We start from the raw sequence: 23326 nt of genomic DNA, 5'->3' as shown, positions 1-23326 counted from the left end.
GATCGCTTAGCCCTCAGGCCGTGAAACTTTGGAAACGGCCGGAAGCCTTCGGGCCCGCACCGTAAGGGCTGGCTGTCGGGGCCGCATAGGTCTGGGTTTGGGTGGCGGGAACCACCACCTGGAGAGCCTGGTCTACCAAGGCTTGTCGGCGCAACAGGCTTTCACGCAACACCGGAAATCCCTGGCTTAGGGCTTTGGCACGGCGCAGCTGGGTCGAGGAGATGCCCGACTTGGCCGAGAAAACCTCCAACTCGCGCGCGAATTCCACCGTCATTTGCTGCAGCTGGCTGCTCAGAGACTCCAGTTGGGAAGTGTCGCCATCACGCAGGGCAGCGGCTACTGCGCCGAACTGCTGCTCGAGTGCGTCAAACCGCGATTGTGAATCCTTAGACATCCTGAAACCTCCGCACCGTAGATAGTGCGCAGGCCGGATTTACCGCGTGGTGCGGTTCAGCATTTCCTGCGCGTTGGAAAGAAGCTTGTCGGCAATCGCCTCGGCGTTCACCACATAGGTGCCATCTTCGATGGCCGCTTTCACGGAGGCGACTTTCTGGGTGTCCACATCCGCATCGCTGCGCTCGGGCTTCTCCAGAGAACGCGCCAACGTGGACACGGTGACGGCCACACCCGCAGAGCGCGTGCCTTCGGCCGCGCTGTTGGTCGCAGCCGTGCTGGCGCTGCTGCTCTGGGCCGCTTTTTGGGCAGCACCGGACACCGTGGGCGTGACGGACGAGGGGATATCTGAGGGTTGACCTATCTTCATGGCATTCTCCAAAGCCGCGATAAGCGCGGCCTCGTGGGATTGTTATCGGCCAGATCATGACGGACTTTAGGGTTCTTTGCACAGGAAGTTGGACTCAAAGGTCAATTTTGACTGTACGAACATCCAGCACCATGCCCGATGTGACCCGCCCGTTGTCCATGCGGACCCGGGCCTGCTGGCCCACCACCCCGGCAGACAGGGCCTGGGCATCGCTGGACACCTGGAACCCAGGGCCCTGTGCGACCACCCGTACCGAGGCACCAGCCTGAAACACCTGCGCCGGCTTCACCATGCCCTGGCGCAAGGCCTGGCCTGCACTGAGCAGCCGGGTCGCCGTTTGTCCCACCCACAGGGGGCGCTCCTGCAGCACCGCTGAGGGCTCTTCGGCCCAATCCACCTCGGCCTCGATCACATCCGACTCCGCCAACGTGGCACCCGCCACCACTTGGCTCTTCAACACCCAGGCCGGGCCCACGGCCTTGACAACCACGGGCAAGGACACATTCCAGCGGCCCATGCCGTCGGCGCAACGCAAACCCACGCGGCTGCGGCCCCACAGGCGGGCACCGGGCGGAACATACGCCTCCACATTGCCGCAGACCGCCAGCCGCAAGCGGCCATCCAGCGCGCCCACGCTCGACTCCATGCGCAGGCCCGGGTTGTCCGCATTGGTTTTGGCCACCGTATCGCGCACCCAGCGCTGCGCGAACGCCTGCAAATCGCCCAGCGCCATGTCTTGGGCCCAGGCAGCAGGCACCACGGCCAGCACGGCCAACGCCAAGCCGCCACGCAGCCAGCGGGGCAGCAGATGCGCGAATCGCAAGCACGGGGACATGGCGGCACTCCTAAGTTGCAGCAACTATAGGCAGCCCCTCGCCCGCGCAAACCCGCCAAATGCAGGCCAATCCCCCCGCTATTCCTCCGCTAAGAAATTAAAGCTTTTCCCATAATTGCCGCACGTCCCCATCCCGGCCCCTCCGTCTGGACCGGACGCCCTTAGCCGAGGTAGCCCATGTTTGCCAATTTGACCAACGCCCTGGACTTTCAAGCGAAAGCTTTGGTGCTGCGCGCCGAGCGTCAACGCGTCATTGCCAGCAACATCGCCAACGCGGACACGCCTGGCTACTCCGGCCGTGACGTCAATTTCAAGCAGGCCATGAGCGAAGCCATTGGCGAAAGCCAGGGCGTGCGCCTGTCCACCAGCAGCAGCGCCGGCCTGTCCAGCGATGGCACCACCAATGCACGTCATATTCCCCTGCCGAGTGCCAATGGAAGCGGCGCCCTGGGCGATTCCAAGCTGGACTACACGGTGCAAACGCAACCCGCCATGGACGGCAACAGCGTGGACCTGGACCGCGAGCGGGCCAACTTTGTGGACAACTCGGTGCGCTACGAAGCCACCCTTCGCTTCATTAACGGCTCATCCAGAACAATCTTGAGTGCCATTCAGGGCCAGTAGGCCTCTGACCACGACTGAGGAGTCCCACGATGTCCATGTTTTCCATCTTCAATGTGTCTGGCAGCGCCGTCAGCGCCCAGTCGCAGCGCCTCAACGTGGTCGCCAGCAACCTGGCCAACGCCGATGCGGTAGCCGGCCCCGACGGCCAAGGCTACAAAGCGCGCCAGGTGGTGTTTGAGACCGTGCCCATGGGCTCGGACGCCTCCTCGGGCGTCAAGGTCAGCTCCATCAGGGAAAGCAATGACCCCCTGAAGCGCGTGCACAACCCGACCCATCCGTCGGCCGATGCCGATGGCTACGTCACCCAATCCAACGTGAACCCGGTGGAGGAGATGGTGAACATGATCTCGGCCTCGCGGTCCTACCAAAACAACGTGGAAGTCATGAACACAGCCAAGACGCTGCTGCTCAAGACGCTCCAAATGGGTCAATAACCTCAGAGGCACACACCATGGTCGCCAGCGTAAGCAACACCAGCTCGACAAACACATCCGCCACGGGCACCACGCAAACCAGCGCGCAGGCCCAGACGGACCGTTTCCTGAAACTCCTGGTAGCCCAGCTGAACAACCAGGACCCCATGAACCCCATGGACAACGCCCAGATGACCAGCCAGATGGCACAGATCAACACGGTGTCGGGCATCCAGGAGCTCAACGAGACCATGAAGTCCATGGCCACCCAGTTCTCCTCCATGCAGGTGCTGCAGGGCGCCTCCATGGTGGGCCGCGAGGTACTGACCGAGGGCAACAGCCTGTCGGTGAGCTCGGGCGTGGGCAAAGGCAGTCTGCAACTGGCCGGCGAGGCCGACAAGGTCACCGTGCAAGTGCTGACCCAGGGCGGCCAGGTGCTGGGCACCATCAACATGGGCGCGCAAGCCGAAGGCCGCCATAACTTCGAGTGGGACGCCAGCAGCTACACCGGCACCACCACACCGGTCTTCAAGGTCACGGCCACGCTGAGCGGCAAGGCGGTCGATGTCACACCGCTGACGCGCAGCACCATCGAATCCGTCAGCACCGGCACCGGTGGGCTGAACCTCAGCCTCAAGAGCGGCGCAACCGTTGCCTACGACGCCATCAAAGTCATTCTCTAATTCGCCACCCACAAGGACCACGCCATGAGCTTTCAAACAGGACTCTCCGGGCTCAATGTGTCGAGCAAAAGCCTCGATGTCATTGGGAACAACATTGCCAACTCCAGCACCGTGGGGTTCAAGTCGTCACGCAATGAGTTCTCCGAGCTGGTGGCTGGATCGCTGGGCACGGGCGGCGGCAGTGCGGCCGGCATCGGCGCGGCCACGGCGGCCATCGCGCAGCAGTTCTCGCAGGGCAACATTAACATCACCGGCAACAGCCTGGACGTGGGCATCAACGGGGGTGGCTTCTTCCAGGTGACCAAGACCGACGGCACCATTGCCTACACCCGCGACGGCGAATTCAAGCTGGACAAGACCGGCAACCTGATCACCAACACCGGCTCGTTCTTGATGGGTTACCCCACCGACAACACTGGCACCGCCACCAGCATCAGCCCGCAAAAACTGGTGATGCCCACCGGTGCCCCGATTCCCGCCAAGGCCACCGCAGCCATCACGGCCGAGTTCAACCTGGACGCCCGCGCCAAGGACGCTACCCAGTCCGTGGCAGCCGGTGTCACGCCGTCGCCGCGCGCCACTTACGGCACCTCCATCAGCGTGTACGACGCCCAGGGTGTGGCGTCTTCGGCCAACCTGTACTTCCAGAAGACCGATACGGTTGCCAATTCCTGGGACGTGTATACCGACCTGACCAGCGCCACCCCGATCGGCACCATGACGTTTGACGCCACGGGCAAGGTCACCGGTCCTGCAGGGTTCACGCTGACCATTCCCAGCGGCACGATCACCTCCAACAACCCCAACGAACCGACCGGCAAGATCCCCAGCGCCATGACGGTCGATATCTCTGGTGTCACCCAGTTTGGTGCGGCCTACAGCGTGACGGCCTTGTCGCAAGACGGCTATGCCGCAGGCGAATTCACCAGCCTGGCCATTGACGGCAAGGGCGTGATCAGCACCAGCTACTCCAACGGCCAGACCCTGAAGACCGGCGGCATGATTGCCCTGGGCGACTTCCGCAACCTGCAGGGCCTGGCGCCCGTGGGCGGTGGTGAGTACCTGGAGACCTTCAAGTCCGGTCCCGTGGTGCTGGGCAAACCCGGCATTGGCAAGTTTGGCGAAACACGTGCGGGCTCGATTGAAGAGTCCAACGTGGACATCACCGCCGAGCTGGTCAACATGATGACCGCCCAGCGCAACTACCAAGCCAACGCACAGACCATCAAGACGCAGGACCAGGTGATGTCCACGCTGGTCAACCTGCGCTAACCGAGGCTAGACCACCATGGACCGCCTGATCTACACCGCCATGACGGGCGCCAACGCGGCGGCCAACCGCCAGGCCGTCCTGTCCAACAACCTGGCCAACGTGTCCACCAATGGCTTTCGGGCCCAGTTGGCCACCTACCGTGCCGTGCCGCTGCGCGGCGAAGGCGCCACCACCCGCGTGTTTGCGGTGGAGGCCACGGCCGGCCACCTGAACACCCCCGGCCCGGCCCAGCGCACCGGCCGCAGCCTGGACGCCATGGCCATGAACGACGCCTGGTTTGCCGTGCAGGGCCTGGACGGCACCGAGGCCTACACCCGCAACGGCAACTTCGAAGTGGCCACCGACGGCACGCTGACCACCGGCAACGGCCGCCAGGTGCTGTCCAGTGACGGCGGCGCCATCACCTCACCCGCCGGGGCCGAGCTGAGCATCAGCCCGGACGGCAACATCAGCGCCAAGGTGGGCGGTCAGCCCGCCAACGTGATTGGTCGGCTCAAGCTGGCCGTGCCCACGGCCGACGACCCGCTCAAGCGCGGTGACGACGGCCTGTTCCGCACGCTGTCGGGCGACCCCATGAACAACGAAGACACCGCCCGGGTGCAGGTCGGTGTGCTGGAAGGCTCCAACGTCAACGCCATCGAATCCATGGTCGGCATGATCCAGACCGCCCGCCAGTTTGAAGCGCAGATGCGCCTGATGCAGACCGCCGAATCCAACGACCGCTCGGCCGGCCAATTGCTTGGCTTGCAAGGCTAACCCCCCAGGAAACACACCATGATCAACTCCCTTTGGATCTCCAAGACCGGCATGGAAGCCCAGCAAATGCAGCTGGACGTGATTTCCAACAACTTGGCCAACGTCTCCACCAACGGCTTCAAAAAAGCCCATGCGGTGTTCGAAGACCTGATGTACCAAAACCTGCGCCAGGTGGGCTCCAACAGCTCGGAACAGTCCACCCTGCCCACCGGGCTGCAAGTGGGCCTGGGCGTGCGCACGGTGGCCACCAGCCGCACCTTCTCGCAGGGCAACCTGCAGCAGACCAACAACAACCTCGATGTGGCCATCCAGGGCAACGGCTTCTTCCAGGTGACCATGCCCGACGGCACCACCGGCTACACCCGCGACGGCGCCTTCCAGCTGGACAACCAGGGCCGTGTGGTCACCTCCTCCGGCCTGCTGGTGCAAGGCGGCATCACCGTGCCGGCGAATGCCACCAACCTCTCTATCGCGCAGGACGGCACCGTGTCGGCCACGGTGCCGGGCACCACCACCCCCCAGTCGGTGGGCACCATCACCACGGCCAGCTTCATCAACCCCGCCGGCCTGGAGCCCAAGGGGCAAAACGTGTACCAGGAAACCGTGGCCTCAGGCCAGCCCAATGCGGGCGTGCCGGGCTCCAACGGCCTGGGCGCCGTGATGCAGGGCTTTGTGGAAACCTCCAACGTCAACGTGGTGCAGGAGCTGGTGACCATGATCCAGACCCAGCGCGCGTATGAGATGAACTCCAAGGCCATCCAGACCTCGGACCAGATGCTGCAAAAATTAGGACAGCTGTGAGGTTTGCTATGAAAAAAGTAGCTACTGGCGCATATTTCACGGGGGCTAGATGTGGTTTTTACCTGTCACTGGCGAGCACCCTGCTGCTGGGCGCCTGCCAAGGCATTCCGCCCAAGGCGGTGGTGGACTTTGCCGAAGTCAAACCCGAGCTGAGTGCCGCCACCAACGTCGCACCAACCAAGCCCTCCGGCGGCAGCCTGTTCCACCTGGCCACCTACCGCCCGGCGTTTGAAGACAGCCGCGCCCGCGCGCTGGGTGACATCGTCACCATCCAGATCGTCGAAAGCCTGGCCGCCAGCCAGGTCTCCAAGTCCACGGTGAACCGCAACAGCTCGATCGACTCGGCCATCACCCCGCCCCTGCCCAGCATGCTGGGTCCGGACTTGAAAAACCTGGAAATGTCTGCCAAGACCAATAACGATTTCTCGGGCAAAGGCGGCACCGAAGCCGCCAACACATTTTCCGGCTCCATCTCCACCACCGTCGTCGAAGTGCTGCCCAACGGCAACCTGGTGGTGGCCGGTGAGAAGCAGATTGGTGTGAACCAGAATGTGGACGTGATGCGGTTCACCGGTACGGTCAACCCGCGCATGCTGCAACCCAACAATGTGATCAGCTCGCTGCAGGTCGCCAACGTGCGCGTGGAGTCCAAGGGCCGCGGCGCCCAGGGCGAAGCGCAAACAGTTGGCTGGTTATCCCGGTTCTTTTTGAACTTTCATCCGTTCTAAAGTTCTCCAGAATAGTGCCGAGGGGTAATAGGTCCAGTCGGACCGTCCCCATTACCGACTCTGCACATGACACACCGGAACCAAGCTGTAACACCCCGAGGCCGCCCATGGCTAGGCGGTTGGTGCCTGGCGCTCCTGATGGCAGCAGCCAGCGGCACCGCTTTGTCAGCCACCCGTATCAAGGAAGTCGCCGCCATTGAAGGCGTGCGCAGCAACCAATTGACGGGCTTTGGCCTGGTCGTGGGCCTGGACGGCACCGGCGACCAAACTACGCAGATGCCCTACACCTCGCAGGGCCTGGCCAATTACATGAAACAGCTGGGCCTGACCCTGCCCGCCGCGCAAATCGCCCAGTTGCAAATGAAAAACGTGGCCGCCGTGCTGGTCACCACCCAACTCCCCGCCTTCGCCCGCCCCGGCCAGACGCTGGACATCAACGTGTCCTCGCTGGGCAACGCCAAGTCGCTCAAGGGCGGCACACTGATTTCCACCCCACTCAAGGGCGTGGACGGAGAGGTGTATGCGCTGGCCCAGGGCAACCTGATCGTGGCCGGTGCCGGCGCTGCGGCCGGTGGCAGCAAGGTCACCGTGAACCACCTCAGCGTGGGCCGTATTCCCGAAGGCGCCCAGGTCGAGCGCGCTGTACCCACCAACCTGCAAGAGGGCGACAGCATCAGCCTGAGCCTGAATTCGTCGGACTTTCAGACCGCACGCAAGGTGGCCCAGGCCATCAACCGCAAATTTGGCGCCGGCGTGGCCCAGGCCCAAGACGGCCGCACCGTGCAGGTCAAGGCCCCCGGCAACCCCAATGACCGCGTGAACTTCATCGCCGAGATGGAAGAGCTGCCCATTGAATCGTCGGTGGCCGCGGCCAAAGTCATCATCAACTCACGCACCGGCTCCATCGTGCTCAACCAGGCCGTGACCCTGGGCCCCTGCGCGATTGCGCACGGCAACCTGTCCATCAGCATCTCCAGCACCCCGGTGGTGAGCCAGCCCAGCGCCTTGTCCGGCGGGCAAACCGTGGTGACCGAAAAAGCCAATATCGACATCAAATCCGAGCCCGGCAAGCTGATCCAGATTCCCGCAGCGGCCCAACTCACCGATGTGGTGAAGGCCTTGAATTCACTGGGCGCCACGCCGCAAGACCTGTTGGCCATTTTGCAAGCCATCAAGTCGGCCGGCGCGCTCAACGCGGAACTGGAGGTGATCTGACATGAGCTACGGATCCATCTACGGCACCTCGTCACTCTCCAGCTCGCAGAGCCTGGCGGTTGATTCCCAGTCGCTCAGCAACCTGAAGTTCGACGCGAGCAAGGCCACGCCGGAGACCATCAAGGAAACGGCCAAGCAGTTTGAATCACTGTTCATGCGCGAGCTGGTGAAAAGCATGCGCGAGGCCAGCAACAGCATGAAATCCGGCATGCTGGACAACCCCGGCAGCGACCTGGGTGCTGACATGCTGGACCAGCAGTTTGCCGTGCAGATGTCGGGCCAGCCTGGCGGCCTGTCGGAGATGATCTCCCAGCAGCTGGCACGCCAGATGGGCGTGACCATGCCCGGCACCACGCCCCCCACGGCCACCGGCACCGAACCCGCCAAGGCGGCGGCCAAGGACCTGGGCATGGACGCGAAGATCACCCCGGTGAAAACCAAACGCGCCCCCACCGAGAGCCAGGCCGACTTCGTCAAAAAGCATTCAGACGTGGCCAGCAAAGTGGAGAAAGCCACCGGCATACCCGCCAGCTACATGCTGGGCCAGGCCGGCCACGAGACTGGCTGGGGCAACCACCAGATCAAGGTCAAGGGCGGCGGCAATTCCTTCAACCTGTTTGGCATCAAGGCCGGTGCCAGCTGGACCGGCAAGGTGGCCGAAGTCACCACCACCGAATACGTGGGCGGCGTGGCGCAAAAGCAGGTGGCCAAGTTTCGCGCCTACGACTCCTATGAGGACTCGTTCAAGGACTACGCCCGCATGATCACGGAAAGCCCCCGCTACGCCAAGGCACGCGAGCAGACCACCTCGGCCCACGCCTTTGCCAGCGGCCTGCAAAAGGCCGGCTACGCCACCGACCCTGAATACGCCGCCAAGCTGAGCCGCGCCATCAACACCACGCTGCAACTGCGCCGCGTGCAGGTGTAAACGGAGACCGACCACCATGGGCATTCTGAACATCGGCGCGCAGGCACTGCAGGCCAACCTGGTGGCACTGCAAACCACGGGCAACAACATTGCCAACGTGAATACCGCCGGCTATTCGCGCCAGAAGGTGGTGCTGCAAACCGTTGCTGGCCAGTTCACGGGCGGTGGCTACCTGGGCAAGGGTGTGTCCATTCAGACCATCCAGCGCAACTTCGATTCGTTTTTGAACCGCCAAAGCACGCTGGCCGCCACCACCCAGTCTGCCGACGTAACCCGCGCCAACTACCTGACGCAGCTGACCAACATCTTCCAGGGCGGGACCGACGGCGTGGGCGCCAGCATCAACGACATGCTGAACGCCTTCTCGGACGTGGCCAGCTCCCCTACCGACCTGACCGCACGCACCGTGGCGCTGACCCGCGTGGACGAAACCGCACGTCGCCTGCGCTCTGCATCGCAAAGCCTGGACGACCTGCAAAGCGGCATCGCCCAGTCCATCGGCGAAAAGGTCACCGCCATCAACACCCTGGCGCACAACATTGCCGATGTGAACCAGCAGATCTCGCGCGCCCAGGGCAACGGCCAGCCGCCCAACGACCTGCTGGACCGTCGCGACCAGTTGATCCGAGACCTGAACCAGTATGTGCAGACCACCTCCATCCCGGCGGATGACGGCACCGTGGGCGTCTTCATCGGCGGCAGCCAAGCCCTGGTGCTGGGCACCGAGGTGGCGCCCGTGTCCATCGTGCCCGATGACTTTGGCGACACGCTGAAAAGCCGGCTGGCCATCACGCGCAACGGCAGCTCCATGGTGCTGGACGAAAACACCCTGGGCGGCGGCGAAGTCTCGGGCCTGCTGCGCTTTCAGAACAACGACCTGGCCGAGGGCCGCAACCTGCTGGGCCGCCTGACCATGGGCATCACCACCGCCATGAACGACCAGCACAAGCTGGGCCTGGACCTGGACGGCAATGTGGGCGGCAACATCTTCACGCCCACCACCTTTGGCAGTTCCAACATTTACGAAGCCACGGGGCAAACCTCGGCGGCGAGCATGACCCTGTCCGTCGCAGATGTGACCAAGCTGGAAGCGTCTGACTACGAGATCAACTTCACCACCCCGCCCAATGCCTCGGTGAAGCGCATGAGCGACGGGCTGGTGCGCACCGTGGACCTGAGCAGCCCGGTGACGCTGGACGGCCTGACCATCACCACCACCGGTGCCGCCGGTGCCACCGCGGGCGACCGCTTTCTGCTCAAGCCCTACAGCACCTCGGCCAGCAATGTGGGGCGCGAATTTTCCACCCCACGTGCGCTGGCCGTGGCCGCACCGCTGGCCGCCACGCTCAAGCCCACCAACACCGGCTCACTGGCACTGGCCAGCCTGAGCGCCAAGACCATGGCCACCACGGCGGCCACCGTGCCCCAGCCCAGCTACACCGTCACCTTTACCAATGGCGTGGGCGGCACCACCTACGACATCGTGGACAACACCGCCCTGACCCCCGGTGTGACCGGCCAGCCCTATGTATCGGGCCAGGCCATCAACTACACGCCAGCAGGCTTCCCCGGTTTTGCACTGACGCTGACCGGCATGCCCGCGACCAACGATACGGTGACCATTGGCCAAAACGCCTTTGCCGCCACCAGCGGCGGCAATGCCAGCGCCATGATGGACCTGCGGGACAAGCCCATGTTTGACGGTGCCGCGCTGACCGACGGCTACGCCGGCCTGATCTCGCAAATCGGCATCCGCTCGCAAAGCGCCAACTACTCGGCCCAGGTGTCCAGCAACATTGCCACCAACGCAGAGAAAGACCGCTCGGGTGTATCGGGTGTGAACCTAGACGAAGAAGCCGCCAAGCTGCTGCAGTACCAGCAGGCCTACCAGGCCTCGGCGAAGATGATCCAGATCGCCCAAAGCATTTTTGACACCCTGATCCAGGGCCTTTCCCGGTAGCCGCTAGGCGCCCGACGCTTGGAGAACACGCATGACCGCCACCGCCTTTACCCGGCTCGGGTCCGCCAACGCCTACGACAACACCCTGCGCAACCTGCAATCCCGCCAGACCACGCTGGCCAGCCTGCAAGAGAGCCTGACCTCGGGCAAGAAAATCAACAGCGCCAGCGACGACCCCACGGGCGCCGCCCAGGCCGAGCGCGCGATGAACCGCATTGCCCGCATTGCTACCGACCAGCGCGCACTCGAATCACAGCGCAACGCCATCGCATCGGCCGAAAGCACCCTGGGCAACATCACCGACGCCTTGCAGAACTTCCGCGAGCTGGTGGTGACCGCCGGCAACGGTGCCTACACCGCGTCGGAGCGCACCACCATTGCCAGCCAGCTGACCGGCATGCGCGACCAGATCCTGGCGCTGGCCAATACCAAGGACAGCAATGGCCTGCCGCTGTTTGCCGCACTGGGTAGCGCACTGGCACCGTTTGTGGGCCCGCAGTCGGTCGCGCCGGACTACACCTTCAACGGCCTGCCCGGCCAGGCGGCCAGCGGCCAGTACGCCATTCCGTTCACGCTGGATGGCGAAAGCGCCTTCATGAACCAGCCCGCACGCGATGGCGTGTTCAACGTCACCGTGGGCAACACCACCAGTGGCGCCATTCCCACCAACCGATCACTGACCACCGACGGCGTGGTGGTGAGCAACAGCGCCACTGTGGCCAGCACCGCAGCGCTGGCCCAGGCCACGGCGGGCAACCCCGACTACCCCACCTACAAGATCACCTTCACGGCGCTGGACTCCACCACCGTGCCGGGCACCACCACCGTCACCTACGACATCACCGAGACCCCAGCCGTCAGCGGCCCCGCCCCCCTGGTGTCGGGCGCCAGCGCCTCGTATGCCACGGGCAGCAACGCCAAGATCGCCATCACCGGCATCCCCGGCCTGACGTTCAACATCAACGGCATCCCACCCACCACCGACAAGAACAGCGGTGCCACCGTGATCGGCAGCCCGGCCGTGGGGGACACGGTGGACGTGACCTTCAAGCGCAGCGTGTTCAGCGTGCTGGACACCGCCATCAACGACATCGGCAAGGCCACCAACGCCAACGCAGCCACGCAGGCCGTGGCCCAGGCCCTGCACAACGTGGACATCAGCATGACCCGCATCTCGGCTGTGCGCGGCCAGGCCGGCGACCTGCTGGGTCGCGCCGACCGCATCACCACCGACAACGACAAGCGCAACATCGAGCAAGAGGGCAACCGCTCACGCGCGGAAGACCTGGACATGATCAAGGGCATCTCCGACTTCCAGAACCAGCAGACCGCCTACTCCGCGGCCCTGCAGTCCTACGCGCAGGTGCAAAAGCTCTCGCTGTTCAACTTCCTCGGGTAAGCCATGACCCCCTCGGTGCTGGGCAGCGTGACCATGGGGTACCAACCCCTGTGGAACCAATGGCGCCAGCGCAGCGGCGTGCGCCTGTGGGTGGACCCCTACAGCGGCAGCGCGGTGGATGCACAGCACCTGCTGCAAGCCCTGCAAGAACTTTGGCCTGCCGGCAAGGAAACCCAATTGCTCAGCGTGCGCACGCCAGCGCTTCTGAGTGACCTGCTGAAACACGCGCCGCCCGGTGGCATCTGGCTGGAAGTGCCCGATGCCTGGCTGGGCGACACCCAGCTTGCAGGCCTGGTGCGCCAGGCCCACCAGCGCGGGCGCCGCCTGGTGTGGAGCGGCGAGGTCGGCCAAGCCGCGTCGCAAGCCCAGGTACAAGGCAGCTTTCACAAAACCCTGCGCACCCTGAGCCCGCAAGACGCGCTGGGCGCGCTGCGCGCCGCGCTGCGCCGCACACAAGACGGTGGCAGCGGTGGCGCCGGGGTAGTGTCCAGCCCCGTGGTGCCCGGCGCGCTGTACGAGGGGCTGGCCAGCCAGGCCTTGGTGGAACACGCGCTGGACCACCAGGCCGTCTGGGGGGTGGCCGGCTGGCCCACCGAGGAAATGCTCTACGCCTACCGCTACAAGCAGATCCAGCCCGCACGCGAGGTGCTGCGCGACCTGGTGCGCGCGATTGACGTCGACGAATCCCTGGAGGCGCTGGAGCGCCGCATGGGCGACGAGCCGCTGCTGATCTACCGGTTTTTGCGCTTTGCCAATTCAGCTGCGCTGGCGCTGCGCAACGAGACCGCCAGCGTGCGCCAGGGCCTGCTCAACATGGGCTATAGCCGCCTGCGCGCCTGGCTCATGGAGCAAATGCCCCATGCCAGCAGCGATGCCAACCTGCAACCCATCCGCGGCGCCATGGTGCTGCGCGCCCGCATCATGGAGCGGTTGGCGGACGCGGGTGCCGAAGACGAGCTGCGCCGCGAAGTCTTCATGTGCGGCATCTTCTCGCAAGTGGATTTGCTGCTGGGCGAAAACCTGGGCGCCGCCCTGCACCGCCTGCCTCTGCCGGGCCGCGTGGCATCCGCCGTGCTGGGCCAGACCGGCCCCTATGCGCCGTGGCTGCAAGTGGCCAGCGCGCTCGAAGGCAGCTCCACCAAAGTCATCCGCGATGTCTGCAAGGCCCACGACCTGCCCGCCGACGAAGTGAACCGCGCCCTGCTGCGCTCGTTGGCAGCTGTTTAGTGACATTTTAGGGCGCTAGCCCGCGTGGAATATGCGCGAGCAGCTCCTGAAATAGGAGCAGCCACCATCTCAATCCAATAACTTGCTCCGCGCAGGCGCCGCCCGCGCCGCCATTTCCAGCCGCAGCATCTGCTCCAGCGCGGGGGACGGCGTGGAGGGGTCGGGCTGGTTCACCGCGCCCCAGACGTTGCGGATGATTTGCATGGGCGTGACCAGAAAGCCCCAGGGGAAGCCCCACCAGCCCAGCACCACCGAGAACACCGTGTCACCGACCTTGCGCTTGGTGCCGCAGCCCTGGCAGCACACCTTGGGTCGGCTGGACCACGAAGTCATGAACAGCACCGACCACACCCGGTACGAGGTGTGCACATCCACCGGCCCGGCACCCTTGCAAGCGGGGCACTGGCCGCGGTGGACCTGGGCCACGTACTGGTCAACCTCGGGCTGGGGCAGCGCCCGCGCCGTGAGGGCCAGCGCGCCGCGCTGCATGCAGGTGGCATTGCAAAAGCGCAGGTCGCCCTGCCGTTTGCCACCCAGAAGAATCGTAGTGTTGCAGTACGCGCACGATGCCATGAAACAGTCTCCCTTAAAAATCCTGTGCCATCGTAACGGCTTCAGGCTCAGCGAAACACGGGGCGGAAGAACGTGCGCTCGTAACTCACGATGCAGCGCGTCTCTTCGGCATAGCGAAACGCGGCCTGGCATTCCGCGTCGTTGAAGGACTGCTGGCGGTAGGTTTCGTACGCCGCCAGGCTGGGGAAGCTGAACATAGCCAAGGCGATGTTGTTGGCACCTTCGGAGGGCATGAAGTAACCGTGGTGCTGGCCGCCAAAGCGCTCCACCAGCGGAATCCAGAGCTTGCCGTAGTGCTCGAACTCGGCGAGCTTGAAGGGGTCGATCACGTAGCGCAGATAGCAGGTCACCATGGGGGGTTCTCCAATGAAAGTTGATAGGTTCAGCCTGGCGGTTTGCCCAGGGCGGGGTCCGCGCGGCACTGCGCCAGGGGGCGGGCCTGGGCGCTGAGGATCTTCAGCACCTGCCGGGTTGTGGGGTTGACGGTCAGGCGCAGGCAGGCGCAGCCATACCCGTAGTTGCCGTTCACGCGCACCTGCTGGCGCGCCGAGAAGTTGGGCCAGTCGCCCTCTGCCTCATGGCCGCCCTGGGTGGCGACTTCCCACTCTCCATCGCGGTCATGCAGCCACACATTGCCGGGGCTGGGATTGTCCCACCAGCCGCAGCGCGTTTGGGGTGCGGCCTGCACCGCGCAGGCGGTCCACAGCGCCAGGGCCAGCAGGCGCTTCATGCGCGAACCTGTTCGTCGCGCAGGCGCGCAAAGGTCTTCCAAAACTGGGCCTCTTGCGTGCTCGCAAAGTTGATGCGCATGAGGCTGCTGGGGGTGCGCTGGGCGTGGAACAGGGCGCCGGGCGCCAGCAGATAGCCTTCGTCCAGCATGCGCTGGCTCAAGGCGTCAGTGTCCACACCGGTCTCTACCCAGCCAAACAAACCCACGGGGTCAGACGCGAAGGTGCAGCCGTGCGCCAGCGCCAGCTTCACGCTGCGCGCACGCGCGCCATCCAGCTGGGTGCGAATGCGCTCGGCATGGCGGCGCAGCTGGCCCTGGTCAATGCACCAGGCCAAGGCCTTCTCCAGCAGCGCGGGCGTCGTCAGGGTGGACAGCAGCTTGGTGTCCAACAGGCGCTCGGCCAGGTCTTTGGGCGCAGCCAGGTAGCCCACGCGCCAGTTGGGCGCCAGGATCTTGGCAAAGCCGCCCACGTAGATGGTGCGCTGCAGGCCGTCCAGCGCACACAGGCGCGTGGAGTGCTCGGGTGCGAAGTGGCTGTAGGTGTCGTCTTCGACGATATGAAAGTCGTGCTGATTCGCCAGCTGCAGGATGCGGTAGGCGCTGCTGGGCGAGAGGCAAAACCCCGTGGGGTTGTGGAACACGCTGACACTGACAAAGAGCTTGGGCTTGTGCGCCTCGCAGTAGCGCGCCATCACCTCTAGGTCTGGCCCCTCGGCGCGGCGTGGCACCGGCAGGATGCGCATGCCCAGCGAATCCAACCGCGCAAATTCGATCGCCCAACCGGGCTCTTCCACCATCACGTAGTCCCCCGCGCGCAGCAGCGTGCGGCTCACCACATCGAGCGCGTTGGTGGCCCCCACCGTGGTGATGATTTGCTCGGGCGCGGCGTGCACCGACAGGCCCGCCAGCTTGGTAGACAGCGCGCGGCGCAGCCCTGAGTCGCCCGCGGGCTCGCCGTACTGCAGCGAGAACGCATTGAGTGCCTCCACACTGCAGCTGCGCCGAACGGCCGTGGCCAGAAAGGTGGACTGCAGCCACTCCTTGGGCAGCACGCCCATGCCGGGCTGGGGCTTGTTGCTCACGCCCTTGAACATGCCGCGGATCAGCGCGGTGGCGTTCAGCGGCGCGCGGTGGGCGGTGCTGTCCACCCCGCTTGCTACCAAATACGTAGCTAGTCGCGTAGATTCGGCGGGGGCTGAGGGCAGATCGCGCACATAAAAGCCACGGTTCTTGCGCGCCTCCACGAGGCCCTGGGCCAGCAGCTGGTCGTACGCGCCCACCACGGTGGACGGGCTCACGCCCTGCTGCTGCGCGCACAGGCGCACCGAGGGCAGCCGCGCGCCGGGCGCCAGCAGGCGGTCGCGGATGCGCTGGGCAAACAGTGCCGCCAGTTGTTCGGCCAGGCTTTGGGCCGCGGTTTTCATGAGCATGGGAGTCCTCTGTGCTGGCCCCGCCAGCAGTACAGTTTGATTTCTGTCTACACAAACTGTACTGCAAGTGTGTTGTTTTTCAAAGTACAGTGATTCCCATGTTGAACCCATTTGCTCCCGCCGAATTCACCGCGCTGCTGTTGCTCTCCACCGCGGCCAGCTTCACGCCGGGCCCCAACACCACGCTGTCCACCGCACTGGCGGCCAACCTCGGCCTGCGGCGCGCCATGCGCTTTGTGGTGGCGGTGCCGCTGGGCTGGGGCCTGCTGTTCACGCTGTGTGCCGGTGGCCTGGGCGCGCTGGTGGTGGCGTTGCCGCTGTTGCGCAGCGCCATCCAGTGGCTGGGCATTGCCTACCTGCTGTGGCTGGCCTGCAAGATGGCGGGCGCCAGCAGCCTGGGGGAGTCCGATGCCAGTCGCATGAACGTTAGCTTCTGGCAGGGGGTGGCGCTGCAGTTTCTCAATATCAAGGCCTGGATGCTGGGCCTGACTGTGACCGCTGGTTGGCTGGCCGGGCGCGAGGACGCGCTGGCGCGCTACGCCATCACGCTGCCCCTGATGCTGGCCTTTGGCTTCTTCAGCAATCTGCTCTACGCCACCATGGGCTCGCTCTTGCGCGACTGGCTGTGTGGCCCCGTGGTGGCCGGTGTGGCCACAGCGCAGCGCCTGCGCTGGTTCAACCGCGGCATGGCTGCCGTGCTGGTGGCCACCGCCGCCTGGATGGGATCTCTATGACTACTTCACACCTCAAAAAAGGCCTGTGGTTGGGCGTCCTGGGCGTCACCATTTTTGCCCTGACCCTGCCCATGACACGGCTGGCCGTGGGCACGCCCGACGCACCGCTGATGTCGGGCATGTTCATCGCATTTGGCCGCGCCGTGGTGGCCGGTGTGCTCTCGGGCCTGCTGCTTTGGTGGGGAAAAGCGCCGCTGCCGCCGCGCGATACCTGGGGCCCGCTGGTGCTGGTGGCGCTGGGCGTGGTGTTTGGTTTCCCGCTGTTCACCTCCATTGCCATGCGCCATGTGGAGGCCGTGCACGCCAGCGTGATGGTGGGCGTGCTGCCGCTGGCCACGGCGGTGGTGGGGGCCTTTTTGAACCGACAGCGCCCGTCCACCGCCTTTTGGGTCTGCGCGCTGGCCGGCACGGCGCTGGTGGTGGCGTTTGCGGTTTTGCGGTCGGGCCAGAGTGGCCTGACCTTGCAGATGGCCGATGTGCTCTTGCTGCTGGCCATGGCCTGTGCGGCGGTGGGCTACGGGTTTGGCGGACGTCTCTCGCAGCGCATGCGCGCCGAGCATGTGATTTGCTGGGCGCTGCTGATTGCGCTGCCCATTAACCTGCCTTTGGCCGTGTGGCAGTTTCCGGAACACAATTTGCCAGCCAGCGCCTGGATGGCGTTTGCCTATGTGTCGGTGTTTTCCATGTGGCTGGGCTTTTTCGCCTGGTACAAGGGCTTGGCCCTGGGCGGCACCGTGCGCGTGAGCCAGGTGCAACTGCTGCAGCCGTTTTTGGGCATGCTGTTTGCCGTGCCGATCCTGGGTGAGCGGCTGGACGCGGTCACCGTGGGCTTTGGCGTGGCAGTGATTGCCACCGTCTTCATTGGCCGGCGCATGCCGGTACAAACTGTGACCCGCAGCGTGACAAAAGGAGCCTCCGCATGAACCACGACCTCTGGATCGCTGCAGCCCTGTTTCTGATCGTGAGCTCCGTCACGCCAGGGCCCAACAACACCATGCTGATGGCCTCAGGCGTGAACTTTGGCGTGCGCCGCTCCCTGCCGCACCTGCTGGGCGTGCAGATCGGCTTCACCGTGATGCTGCTGTGCGTGGGCCTGGGCCTGCATGCGGTGCTGGACCAGTTTCCGACGCTCTACCAGCTGATGCGCTGGGGCGGCGCGGCCTACCTGCTGTGGCTGGCCTGGAAGCTGGCCACCGCCCGCCCCGCCGACGCAGACCCCACGGCCCCTGCACCCCAACCCATGGGTTTCTGGGGCGCGGCCGCGTTCCAATGGATCAACCCCAAGGCCTGGGTCATGATCGTCACCGCCATGAGCGCCTACCTGCCACCCGACGCCAGCGTGTCCCAGGTGCTGGTGCTGGCACTGATGTCGCTGGTGCTGGGCAGTCCCTGCTCGGCCGTCTGGGTGGGCTTTGGCCAGGCCATGCGCAGCCTGCTGCAAAACCCCAAGCGCCTGCGCCTCTTCAACATCACCATGGCCCTGGCCCTGGTGGCCTCGCTCTACCCCATGCTGACCAGCTGAAAGCCCCGAATGGAACTGCACAACATCCCCTTTGGCACCACCGACTGGTCCACCATCCCGGTCGAAGAGAAAAGCGCCCAGGCGGGCCACGCGCTGTGGCGCACCCAGCACTTTGGCAACGTACGGGTGCGTATGGTGGAGTACACGCCGGGCTACGTATCGGACCATTGGTGTGTCAAAGGCCACATCCTGCTTTGCCTGCAGGGCGAGCTGCACACTGCGCTAAAAGATGGCCGCACGTTCACGCTGCGCCCCGGAATGAGCTACCAGGTGGCAGACAATGCAGAACCACACCGCTCCACCGCGCCGCTGGGCGCCACCCTGTTTGTGGTGGACTGAATACACGCACCGTTTGAGTTTTTGACGTATTTCTCTGGAGACCCCATGACGCACTGGACCCTGGCCGCACGCGCCGCAAAGATGAACCCCTCGGTGATCCGCGAGATCCTCAAGGTCACCGAACGCCCCGGCATCATCAGCTTTGCCGGCGGCCTGCCCTCGCCCCAAACCTTTCCCGTGGCCGAGTTTGAAGCGGCCTGCGCCAAGGTGTTGAAAGACGACCCCGCCGGTGCTCTGCAGTACGCCGCCAGCGAGGGCTACGGCCCGCTGCGCGAGCTGGTGGCCGACAACCTGGGCAAGCAAAGCGCCGCGGCTGGCGTGCCCTGGAAAGTCGACCCCGCCCAGGTGCTGATCACCACCGGCTCACAGCAAGGCCTGGACCTGGTCGCCAAAATCCTGATCGACGCGGGCAGCAAGGTGCTGGTGGAGTCGCCCACCTACCTGGGCGCCGTGATGGCCTTCATGCCCATGGAGCCGAATGTAGAGAGCGTGGCCAATGATGAGGAAGGCGTGGACATCGCCGACCTGGCCCGCAAGTCGGACAACGCGCGCCTGCTCTACGTGCTGCCCAACTTCCAGAACCCCACAGGCCGCAGCATGAGCGAGGCGCGCCGCGCCGCGCTGAGCGCCGAGGCCGCCCGCAGCGGCCTGCCACTGATGGAAGACAACCCCTATGGCGACCTGTGGTTTGACCAAGCCCCGCCCGCCCCGCTGACCGCGCGCAACCCCGAGGGCGGTATTTATCTGGGCTCGTTCTCCAAGGTGCTGGCGCCCGGCCTGCGCATGGGCTTTATGGTGGCCCCCAAGGCCGTGCACCCCAAGCTGCTGCAAGCCAAGCAGGCCGCCGACCTGCACAGCCCGGGCTTTAACCAGCGCATGATTTTTGAGGTAATGCAAAACGGTTTTCTGGACCGCCATGTGCCCACCATCCGCAGCCTGTACAAGGCGCAGCGCGATGCCATGCTGGCGGCGCTGGCCCACCACTTCCCCAGTACCGGCAACCCGGACGACACCCTGACCTGGAACACCCCAGCCGGCGGCATGTTCCTGTGGGCGCGCCTGCCCAAAGGCATGAACGCGGTGGACCTGCTGCCCCATGCGGTGGACAAGGGCGTGGCCTTTGTGCCCGGCGCGCCGTTCTATGCCGGGAACGCAGACGCACGCGCCATGCGCCTCTCCTTTGTCACACCCAGCGTGGAAGAAATCCACCGCGGCGTGGCCGCCCTGGCCGCCGCCATTCACGCCCAAAGGAGCTGACATGGCTGTGCATATCTGGGGGCGCCTGAGTTCGCTGAATGTGCGCAAGGTGGTGTGGGCTGCGCAAGAGACCGGCGTGAGCTTCACGCGCAGCGACGCCGGCATGGCTTACGGCGTGGTCAAGACGCCCGAGTACCTGGCCATGAACCCCAACGCCCTGGTGCCCACGCTGCAGGACGGTGACTTCACCCTGTGGGAGAGCAACGCCATCGTGCGCTATCTGTGCGCCAAGTACGGCGACGCCACGCTGTACCCCCAAGACCTGGCCGCGCGCTTTGACGCCGAGCGCTGGATGGACTGGCAGCAGACCACGCTGAACCGCGACAGCGGCGCCGCCTTTGCGCAATGGTTCCGCACCCCGGCTGATCAGCGCGATGCCGCGGTGATCGCCCGCTCCACCGCTGCCACCGAGCCGGCCATGGCCCAGCTCAACGACCACTTGGCCGACCGCGCCTATGTGGGTGGCGCGCACTTCAGCATGGCCGACATTCCCGTGGCCTGCGATGTGCACCGCTGGTTTGGCCTGCCCCAGCCCCGGCCCGCGTGGCCGCACCTGGAGCGCTGGTTCGCCAGCATCCTGGCCCGCCCCGCCACCCGCGGCGTGCTCGACCTTCCCCTTTCATAGTTCCCCACCTTTCAGAAAGCCACCCGTGTCCCAACAGCGCCCCTTCGCCCAAGTCGATGTGTTCACCGCCCAGCCGTATCTGGGCAACCCCCTGGCCGTGGTACTGAACGGCGCGGGGGTGAGTGATGAGGCCATGCAGGCCTTCGCGCGATGGACCAACTTGAGCGAAACGACGTTTTTGCTCCCGCCCACGGCCGAGGCGGCGGCGCAGGGCGCGGACTACCAGGTGCGCATCTTCACGCCCGGGCTGGAGCTGCCGTTTGCCGGCCACCCCACGCTGGGCAGTTGCCACGCCTGGCTGGAAGCCGGCGGCAAACCCAAGAATGCCAAGCGCATCGTGCAGCAGTGCAAGGGCGGGCTGGTGCAGATCTGCCGCGACGGCACGCGCCTGGCGTTTGCCGCACCGGCCCTGCAGCGCAAAAACCCCAGCCCCGGCCTGCTGGCCCAGGTGGCAGCCGCCCTGGGCCTGAAGGCCGCGCAGGTGGTGGCGGCGCAGACCCTGAGCAATGGCACCGACTGGATGGGCATCTTGCTGGACGACCGCCAGACCGTGCTGCAGCTGCAGCCCGACCACCTGGCGCTCAAGCATTTGGGCATCAAGGTGGGTGTGGCCTCCATGCCCGCTGCCGCAACCACTCAGCACGGCGTGGCCAGCGAGATGGAAGTGCGCGCCTTTGCCGCCATGGAAGGCATTCAGGAAGACCCGGTGAGCGGCAGTCTGAACGGCAGCCTGGCGCAGTGGCTCATTGAAGACGAATACATGCCCAAGAAGTACGTGGTGGCGCAGGGCACCTGCGTCCAGCGCGAAGGCCGGGTCCACATCGAGCAGGACAGCAGCGGCCAGGTCTGGGTGGGCGGCGATTCGGTCACCTGCATCCGCGGCACCGCCGCGCTCTGAATTCACACAACCCTTCGGGAGCGCCCATGCGCCAACGCCTTTTCAAGCAGGTGGACGTGTTCACCGCCCAGCCCTACCTGGGCAACCCGCTGGCCGTGGTGCTGGACGGCAGCGACCTCAGCACGGAGGACATGCAGGCCTTCGCGCGTTGGACCAACCTGAGCGAGACCACCTTTCTGCTGCCGCCCAGCCCCGAAGCCGCCGCCCTGGGTGCGGACTACCGCGTGCGCATCTTCACGCCGGGTGACGAGCTACCTTTTGCGGGCCACCCCACGCTGGGTAGCTGCCACGCCTGGTTGCAAGCAGGCGGTGTGCCCAAGGCGGCCGATGTGATCGTGCAGGAGTGCGCCAAGGGCTTGGTGAAACTGCGCCGCGACGGCACGCGCCTGGCGTTTGCCGCCCCCAGCCTGCAGCGCAGCGCCCCCGATGCCACGCTGCTGGCCCGCGCAGCCGCGGCGCTGGGCCTGCATTCGCAGCAGATTCTGGGTGCGCAGTGGCTCAACAACGGCCCCACCTGGCTGGGCCTGCTGCTGGACAGCATGGAGACCGTGCTGCAGCTGCAACCCGATGCCGCCCAGCTCAAAGGTTTGGTGCCTGGCGTGGGTGTAGCCGGCATGGACACTGCGCCAGCAGCTCCTGATTTGATAGCGCGCAGCAACCGCGAGGCGCGCGCCTTTGGCGCCCGCAGTGCCGATGCCACGCAGGCGGACGACGCCACACCGTCGGTCGAAGTGCGCTTTTTCGCGCCCGACATCGGCGTGTCGGAAGACCCGGTCACCGGCAGTTTCAACGCCAGCCTGGCGCAGTGGCTGATCGCCGATGGCATCACCCCACCCAGCTACGTGGCCGCCCAGGGCACCTGCATCGGCCGTGCCGGGCGTGTGCATATCGAGCAAGACGATGCCGGCCAGGTGTGGGTGGGCGGAGATTCGGTAACCTGCATTGACGGCCAGGTGACGCTATGACCAGCACCCTGCTGACCGCCCACCTGGCCCTGGCCTGGGCGACCTATGTGGTGAACGCCGGCAGCCCCGGCCCCAGCAACATGGCCATCATGGGCATGGCGATGAACGCCGGGCGCCGGCCCGCGCTGTGGCTGGCGGCCGGTGTGGTCAGTGGCTCGTGGTTTTGGGGTGTGCTGGCGGCGCTGGGCATCTCGCAACTGCTGGCGGCCTACAGCACGGGGCTCATCGCCATGAAGATCGTGGGCGGCCTCTACCTGCTGTGGCTGGCGTTCAAGTCGGGCAGCGCCGCCTGCCAGCCCCATGCGTCCGACAACACCGCCGCGGCCGCTGCGGATGCCAGCGCCCGCACGCTCTACCTGCGCGGTGCGGCCATGCACCTCACCAACCCCAAGGCCATCCTGTCCTGGCTGGCCATCGTCACGCTGGCACTGCCGCCGGGCGCACCGCATTCCGTGGCACTGGCCGTGGTGGCGGGCTGCATGGTGCTGGGCGTGCTGATCTTCTTTGGCTATGCGCTGGCGTTCTCCACACCCACCGCGCGCCGCCTCTATACCGCTGCGCGCCGTTGGCTCGAAGGCCTGCTGGCTGCCGTGTTTGGCTTCGCCGGCCTGCGGCTGCTGCAGTCCGCCACCCACCATTGACTGGAAC

28 protein-coding genes are annotated in these 23326 nt (G+C 65.4%); 21 read left to right on the top strand and 7 right to left on the bottom strand.

Annotated features, from left to right (window positions below; translation table 11 throughout):
* Nucleotides 1-13: 13 nt before the first annotated feature.
* The 3 genes from AC097R_RS20690 to flgA form a co-directional block, all read right to left on the bottom strand.
* A complete protein-coding gene (locus AC097R_RS20690; RefSeq protein ID WP_479600114.1) occupies nucleotides 14-394 on the bottom strand; it encodes a hypothetical protein in 381 nt (126 codons plus the stop codon).
* Between the two features lie 39 nt (nucleotides 395-433).
* Nucleotides 434-763 (bottom strand): flagellar biosynthesis anti-sigma factor FlgM, encoded by a 330-nt coding sequence (gene flgM / locus AC097R_RS20685; protein ID WP_479600113.1) that lies wholly within the window; start codon nucleotides 761-763, stop codon nucleotides 434-436.
* Nucleotides 764-857: 94 nt separating this feature from the next.
* Nucleotides 858-1598 (bottom strand): flagellar basal body P-ring formation chaperone FlgA, encoded by a 741-nt coding sequence (gene flgA, locus AC097R_RS20680; RefSeq protein ID WP_479600112.1) that lies wholly within the window; start codon nucleotides 1596-1598, stop codon nucleotides 858-860.
* 177 nt (nucleotides 1599-1775) lie between these two features.
* Here flgA and flgB point away from each other — a divergent pair, with 177 nt between their 5' ends.
* From flgB to AC097R_RS20620, 12 genes are all read left to right on the top strand, one after another.
* The gene (flgB, locus tag AC097R_RS20675) at nucleotides 1776-2222 is read left to right on the top strand and encodes a flagellar basal body rod protein FlgB (protein ID WP_479600111.1); all 447 of its coding nucleotides are present in this window, start codon (nucleotides 1776-1778) and stop codon (nucleotides 2220-2222) included.
* 29 nt (nucleotides 2223-2251) lie between these two features.
* Complete coding sequence (flgC, locus tag AC097R_RS20670; protein WP_310346015.1) at nucleotides 2252-2656, top strand: flagellar basal body rod protein FlgC; 405 nt, start codon at nucleotides 2252-2254, stop codon at nucleotides 2654-2656.
* 17 nt (nucleotides 2657-2673) lie between these two features.
* The gene (locus AC097R_RS20665; RefSeq protein ID WP_479600110.1) at nucleotides 2674-3318 is read left to right on the top strand and encodes a flagellar hook assembly protein FlgD; all 645 of its coding nucleotides are present in this window, start codon (nucleotides 2674-2676) and stop codon (nucleotides 3316-3318) included.
* A 24-nt stretch (nucleotides 3319-3342) separates the two neighbouring features.
* Entirely contained in the window at nucleotides 3343-4590 is a 1248-nt protein-coding gene (flgE, locus tag AC097R_RS20660) for a flagellar hook protein FlgE (protein ID WP_479600109.1), read from the top strand.
* A gap of 16 nt (nucleotides 4591-4606) precedes the next feature.
* Nucleotides 4607-5347 carry a flagellar basal body rod protein FlgF gene (locus AC097R_RS20655; RefSeq protein ID WP_479600108.1) on the top strand — a complete coding sequence of 247 codons (741 nt, stop codon included), beginning with the start codon at nucleotides 4607-4609 and terminating at the stop codon, nucleotides 5345-5347.
* A gap of 18 nt (nucleotides 5348-5365) precedes the next feature.
* Entirely contained in the window at nucleotides 5366-6148 is a 783-nt protein-coding gene (flgG, locus tag AC097R_RS20650; protein WP_479600107.1) for a flagellar basal-body rod protein FlgG, read from the top strand.
* Nucleotides 6149-6156: 8 nt separating this feature from the next.
* The gene (locus tag AC097R_RS20645; protein WP_479600106.1) at nucleotides 6157-6876 is read left to right on the top strand and encodes a flagellar basal body L-ring protein FlgH; all 720 of its coding nucleotides are present in this window, start codon (nucleotides 6157-6159) and stop codon (nucleotides 6874-6876) included.
* A gap of 66 nt (nucleotides 6877-6942) precedes the next feature.
* On the top strand, nucleotides 6943-8091 hold the full coding sequence (locus AC097R_RS20640; RefSeq protein WP_479600105.1) for a flagellar basal body P-ring protein FlgI: 1149 nt from the start codon (nucleotides 6943-6945) through the stop codon (nucleotides 8089-8091).
* Between the two features lies 1 nt (nucleotide 8092).
* Entirely contained in the window at nucleotides 8093-9019 is a 927-nt protein-coding gene (gene flgJ, locus AC097R_RS20635) for a flagellar assembly peptidoglycan hydrolase FlgJ (RefSeq protein WP_479600104.1), read from the top strand.
* A 16-nt stretch (nucleotides 9020-9035) separates the two neighbouring features.
* Nucleotides 9036-10979 carry a flagellar hook-associated protein FlgK gene (gene flgK / locus AC097R_RS20630; RefSeq protein ID WP_479600103.1) on the top strand — a complete coding sequence of 648 codons (1944 nt, stop codon included), beginning with the start codon at nucleotides 9036-9038 and terminating at the stop codon, nucleotides 10977-10979.
* A 31-nt stretch (nucleotides 10980-11010) separates the two neighbouring features.
* A complete protein-coding gene (gene flgL / locus AC097R_RS20625) occupies nucleotides 11011-12378 on the top strand; it encodes a flagellar hook-associated protein FlgL (protein WP_479600102.1) in 1368 nt (455 codons plus the stop codon).
* Nucleotides 12379-12381: 3 nt separating this feature from the next.
* Nucleotides 12382-13605, top strand: a complete 1224-nt coding sequence (locus AC097R_RS20620; protein WP_479600101.1) for a YuxH family protein — start codon at nucleotides 12382-12384, stop codon at nucleotides 13603-13605.
* A gap of 69 nt (nucleotides 13606-13674) precedes the next feature.
* Here the strand turns inward: AC097R_RS20620 and AC097R_RS20615 are convergent, their stop codons facing one another.
* Genes AC097R_RS20615 through AC097R_RS20600 form a run of 4 tightly spaced genes read right to left on the bottom strand, consistent with a single transcriptional unit; the run spans nucleotide 13675 to nucleotide 16338 of the window.
* Nucleotides 13675-14178, bottom strand: a complete 504-nt coding sequence (locus tag AC097R_RS20615) for a hypothetical protein (RefSeq protein WP_479600100.1) — start codon at nucleotides 14176-14178, stop codon at nucleotides 13675-13677.
* 47 nt (nucleotides 14179-14225) lie between these two features.
* Entirely contained in the window at nucleotides 14226-14531 is a 306-nt protein-coding gene (locus AC097R_RS20610) for an NIPSNAP family protein (RefSeq protein WP_479600099.1), read from the bottom strand.
* A 29-nt stretch (nucleotides 14532-14560) separates the two neighbouring features.
* Nucleotides 14561-14908 (bottom strand): DUF4087 domain-containing protein, encoded by a 348-nt coding sequence (locus tag AC097R_RS20605; RefSeq protein ID WP_479600098.1) that lies wholly within the window; start codon nucleotides 14906-14908, stop codon nucleotides 14561-14563.
* Nucleotides 14905-16338, bottom strand: coding sequence for an aminotransferase-like domain-containing protein (locus tag AC097R_RS20600; RefSeq protein ID WP_479600097.1), 1434 nt, complete (start codon nucleotides 16336-16338; stop codon nucleotides 14905-14907). Before AC097R_RS20600 ends, AC097R_RS20605 begins: the two co-directional genes overlap by 4 nt.
* Before the next feature lie 98 nt (nucleotides 16339-16436).
* Here AC097R_RS20600 and AC097R_RS20595 point away from each other — a divergent pair, with 98 nt between their 5' ends.
* The 9 genes from AC097R_RS20595 to AC097R_RS20555 are packed head-to-tail and all read left to right on the top strand — an operon-like array spanning nucleotide 16437 to nucleotide 23319.
* Complete coding sequence (locus AC097R_RS20595) at nucleotides 16437-17072, top strand: LysE family translocator (protein WP_479600096.1); 636 nt, start codon at nucleotides 16437-16439, stop codon at nucleotides 17070-17072.
* Nucleotides 17069-17995: a DMT family transporter gene (locus AC097R_RS20590; protein ID WP_479600095.1), complete on the top strand. Its 927-nt coding sequence runs from the start codon at nucleotides 17069-17071 to the stop codon at nucleotides 17993-17995. Before AC097R_RS20595 ends, AC097R_RS20590 begins: the two co-directional genes overlap by 4 nt.
* Complete coding sequence (locus AC097R_RS20585) at nucleotides 17992-18594, top strand: LysE family translocator (RefSeq protein ID WP_479600094.1); 603 nt, start codon at nucleotides 17992-17994, stop codon at nucleotides 18592-18594. The genes AC097R_RS20590 and AC097R_RS20585 overlap by 4 nt, the downstream gene beginning before the upstream one ends.
* A gap of 9 nt (nucleotides 18595-18603) precedes the next feature.
* Complete coding sequence (locus tag AC097R_RS20580) at nucleotides 18604-18933, top strand: DHCW motif cupin fold protein (RefSeq protein WP_479600093.1); 330 nt, start codon at nucleotides 18604-18606, stop codon at nucleotides 18931-18933.
* Between the two features lie 45 nt (nucleotides 18934-18978).
* Nucleotides 18979-20190 (top strand): aminotransferase-like domain-containing protein, encoded by a 1212-nt coding sequence (locus tag AC097R_RS20575; RefSeq protein ID WP_479600092.1) that lies wholly within the window; start codon nucleotides 18979-18981, stop codon nucleotides 20188-20190.
* A 1-nt stretch (nucleotide 20191) separates the two neighbouring features.
* On the top strand, nucleotides 20192-20815 hold the full coding sequence (locus AC097R_RS20570; protein WP_479600091.1) for a glutathione S-transferase family protein: 624 nt from the start codon (nucleotides 20192-20194) through the stop codon (nucleotides 20813-20815).
* Nucleotides 20816-20840: 25 nt separating this feature from the next.
* Nucleotides 20841-21713 carry a PhzF family phenazine biosynthesis protein gene (locus tag AC097R_RS20565; RefSeq protein ID WP_479600090.1) on the top strand — a complete coding sequence of 291 codons (873 nt, stop codon included), beginning with the start codon at nucleotides 20841-20843 and terminating at the stop codon, nucleotides 21711-21713.
* Nucleotides 21714-21739: 26 nt separating this feature from the next.
* Nucleotides 21740-22678: a PhzF family phenazine biosynthesis protein gene (locus tag AC097R_RS20560; RefSeq protein WP_479600089.1), complete on the top strand. Its 939-nt coding sequence runs from the start codon at nucleotides 21740-21742 to the stop codon at nucleotides 22676-22678.
* Entirely contained in the window at nucleotides 22675-23319 is a 645-nt protein-coding gene (locus AC097R_RS20555; RefSeq protein WP_479600088.1) for a LysE family translocator, read from the top strand. The genes AC097R_RS20560 and AC097R_RS20555 overlap by 4 nt, the downstream gene beginning before the upstream one ends.
* Nucleotides 23320-23326 lie beyond the last annotated feature (7 nt).

The organism is Rhodoferax sp. ZS1R25, from assembly GCF_056521335.1.
The sequence above is the reverse complement of the archived record's forward strand: the minus strand, read 5'-3'. Positions and strand labels throughout refer to the sequence as shown.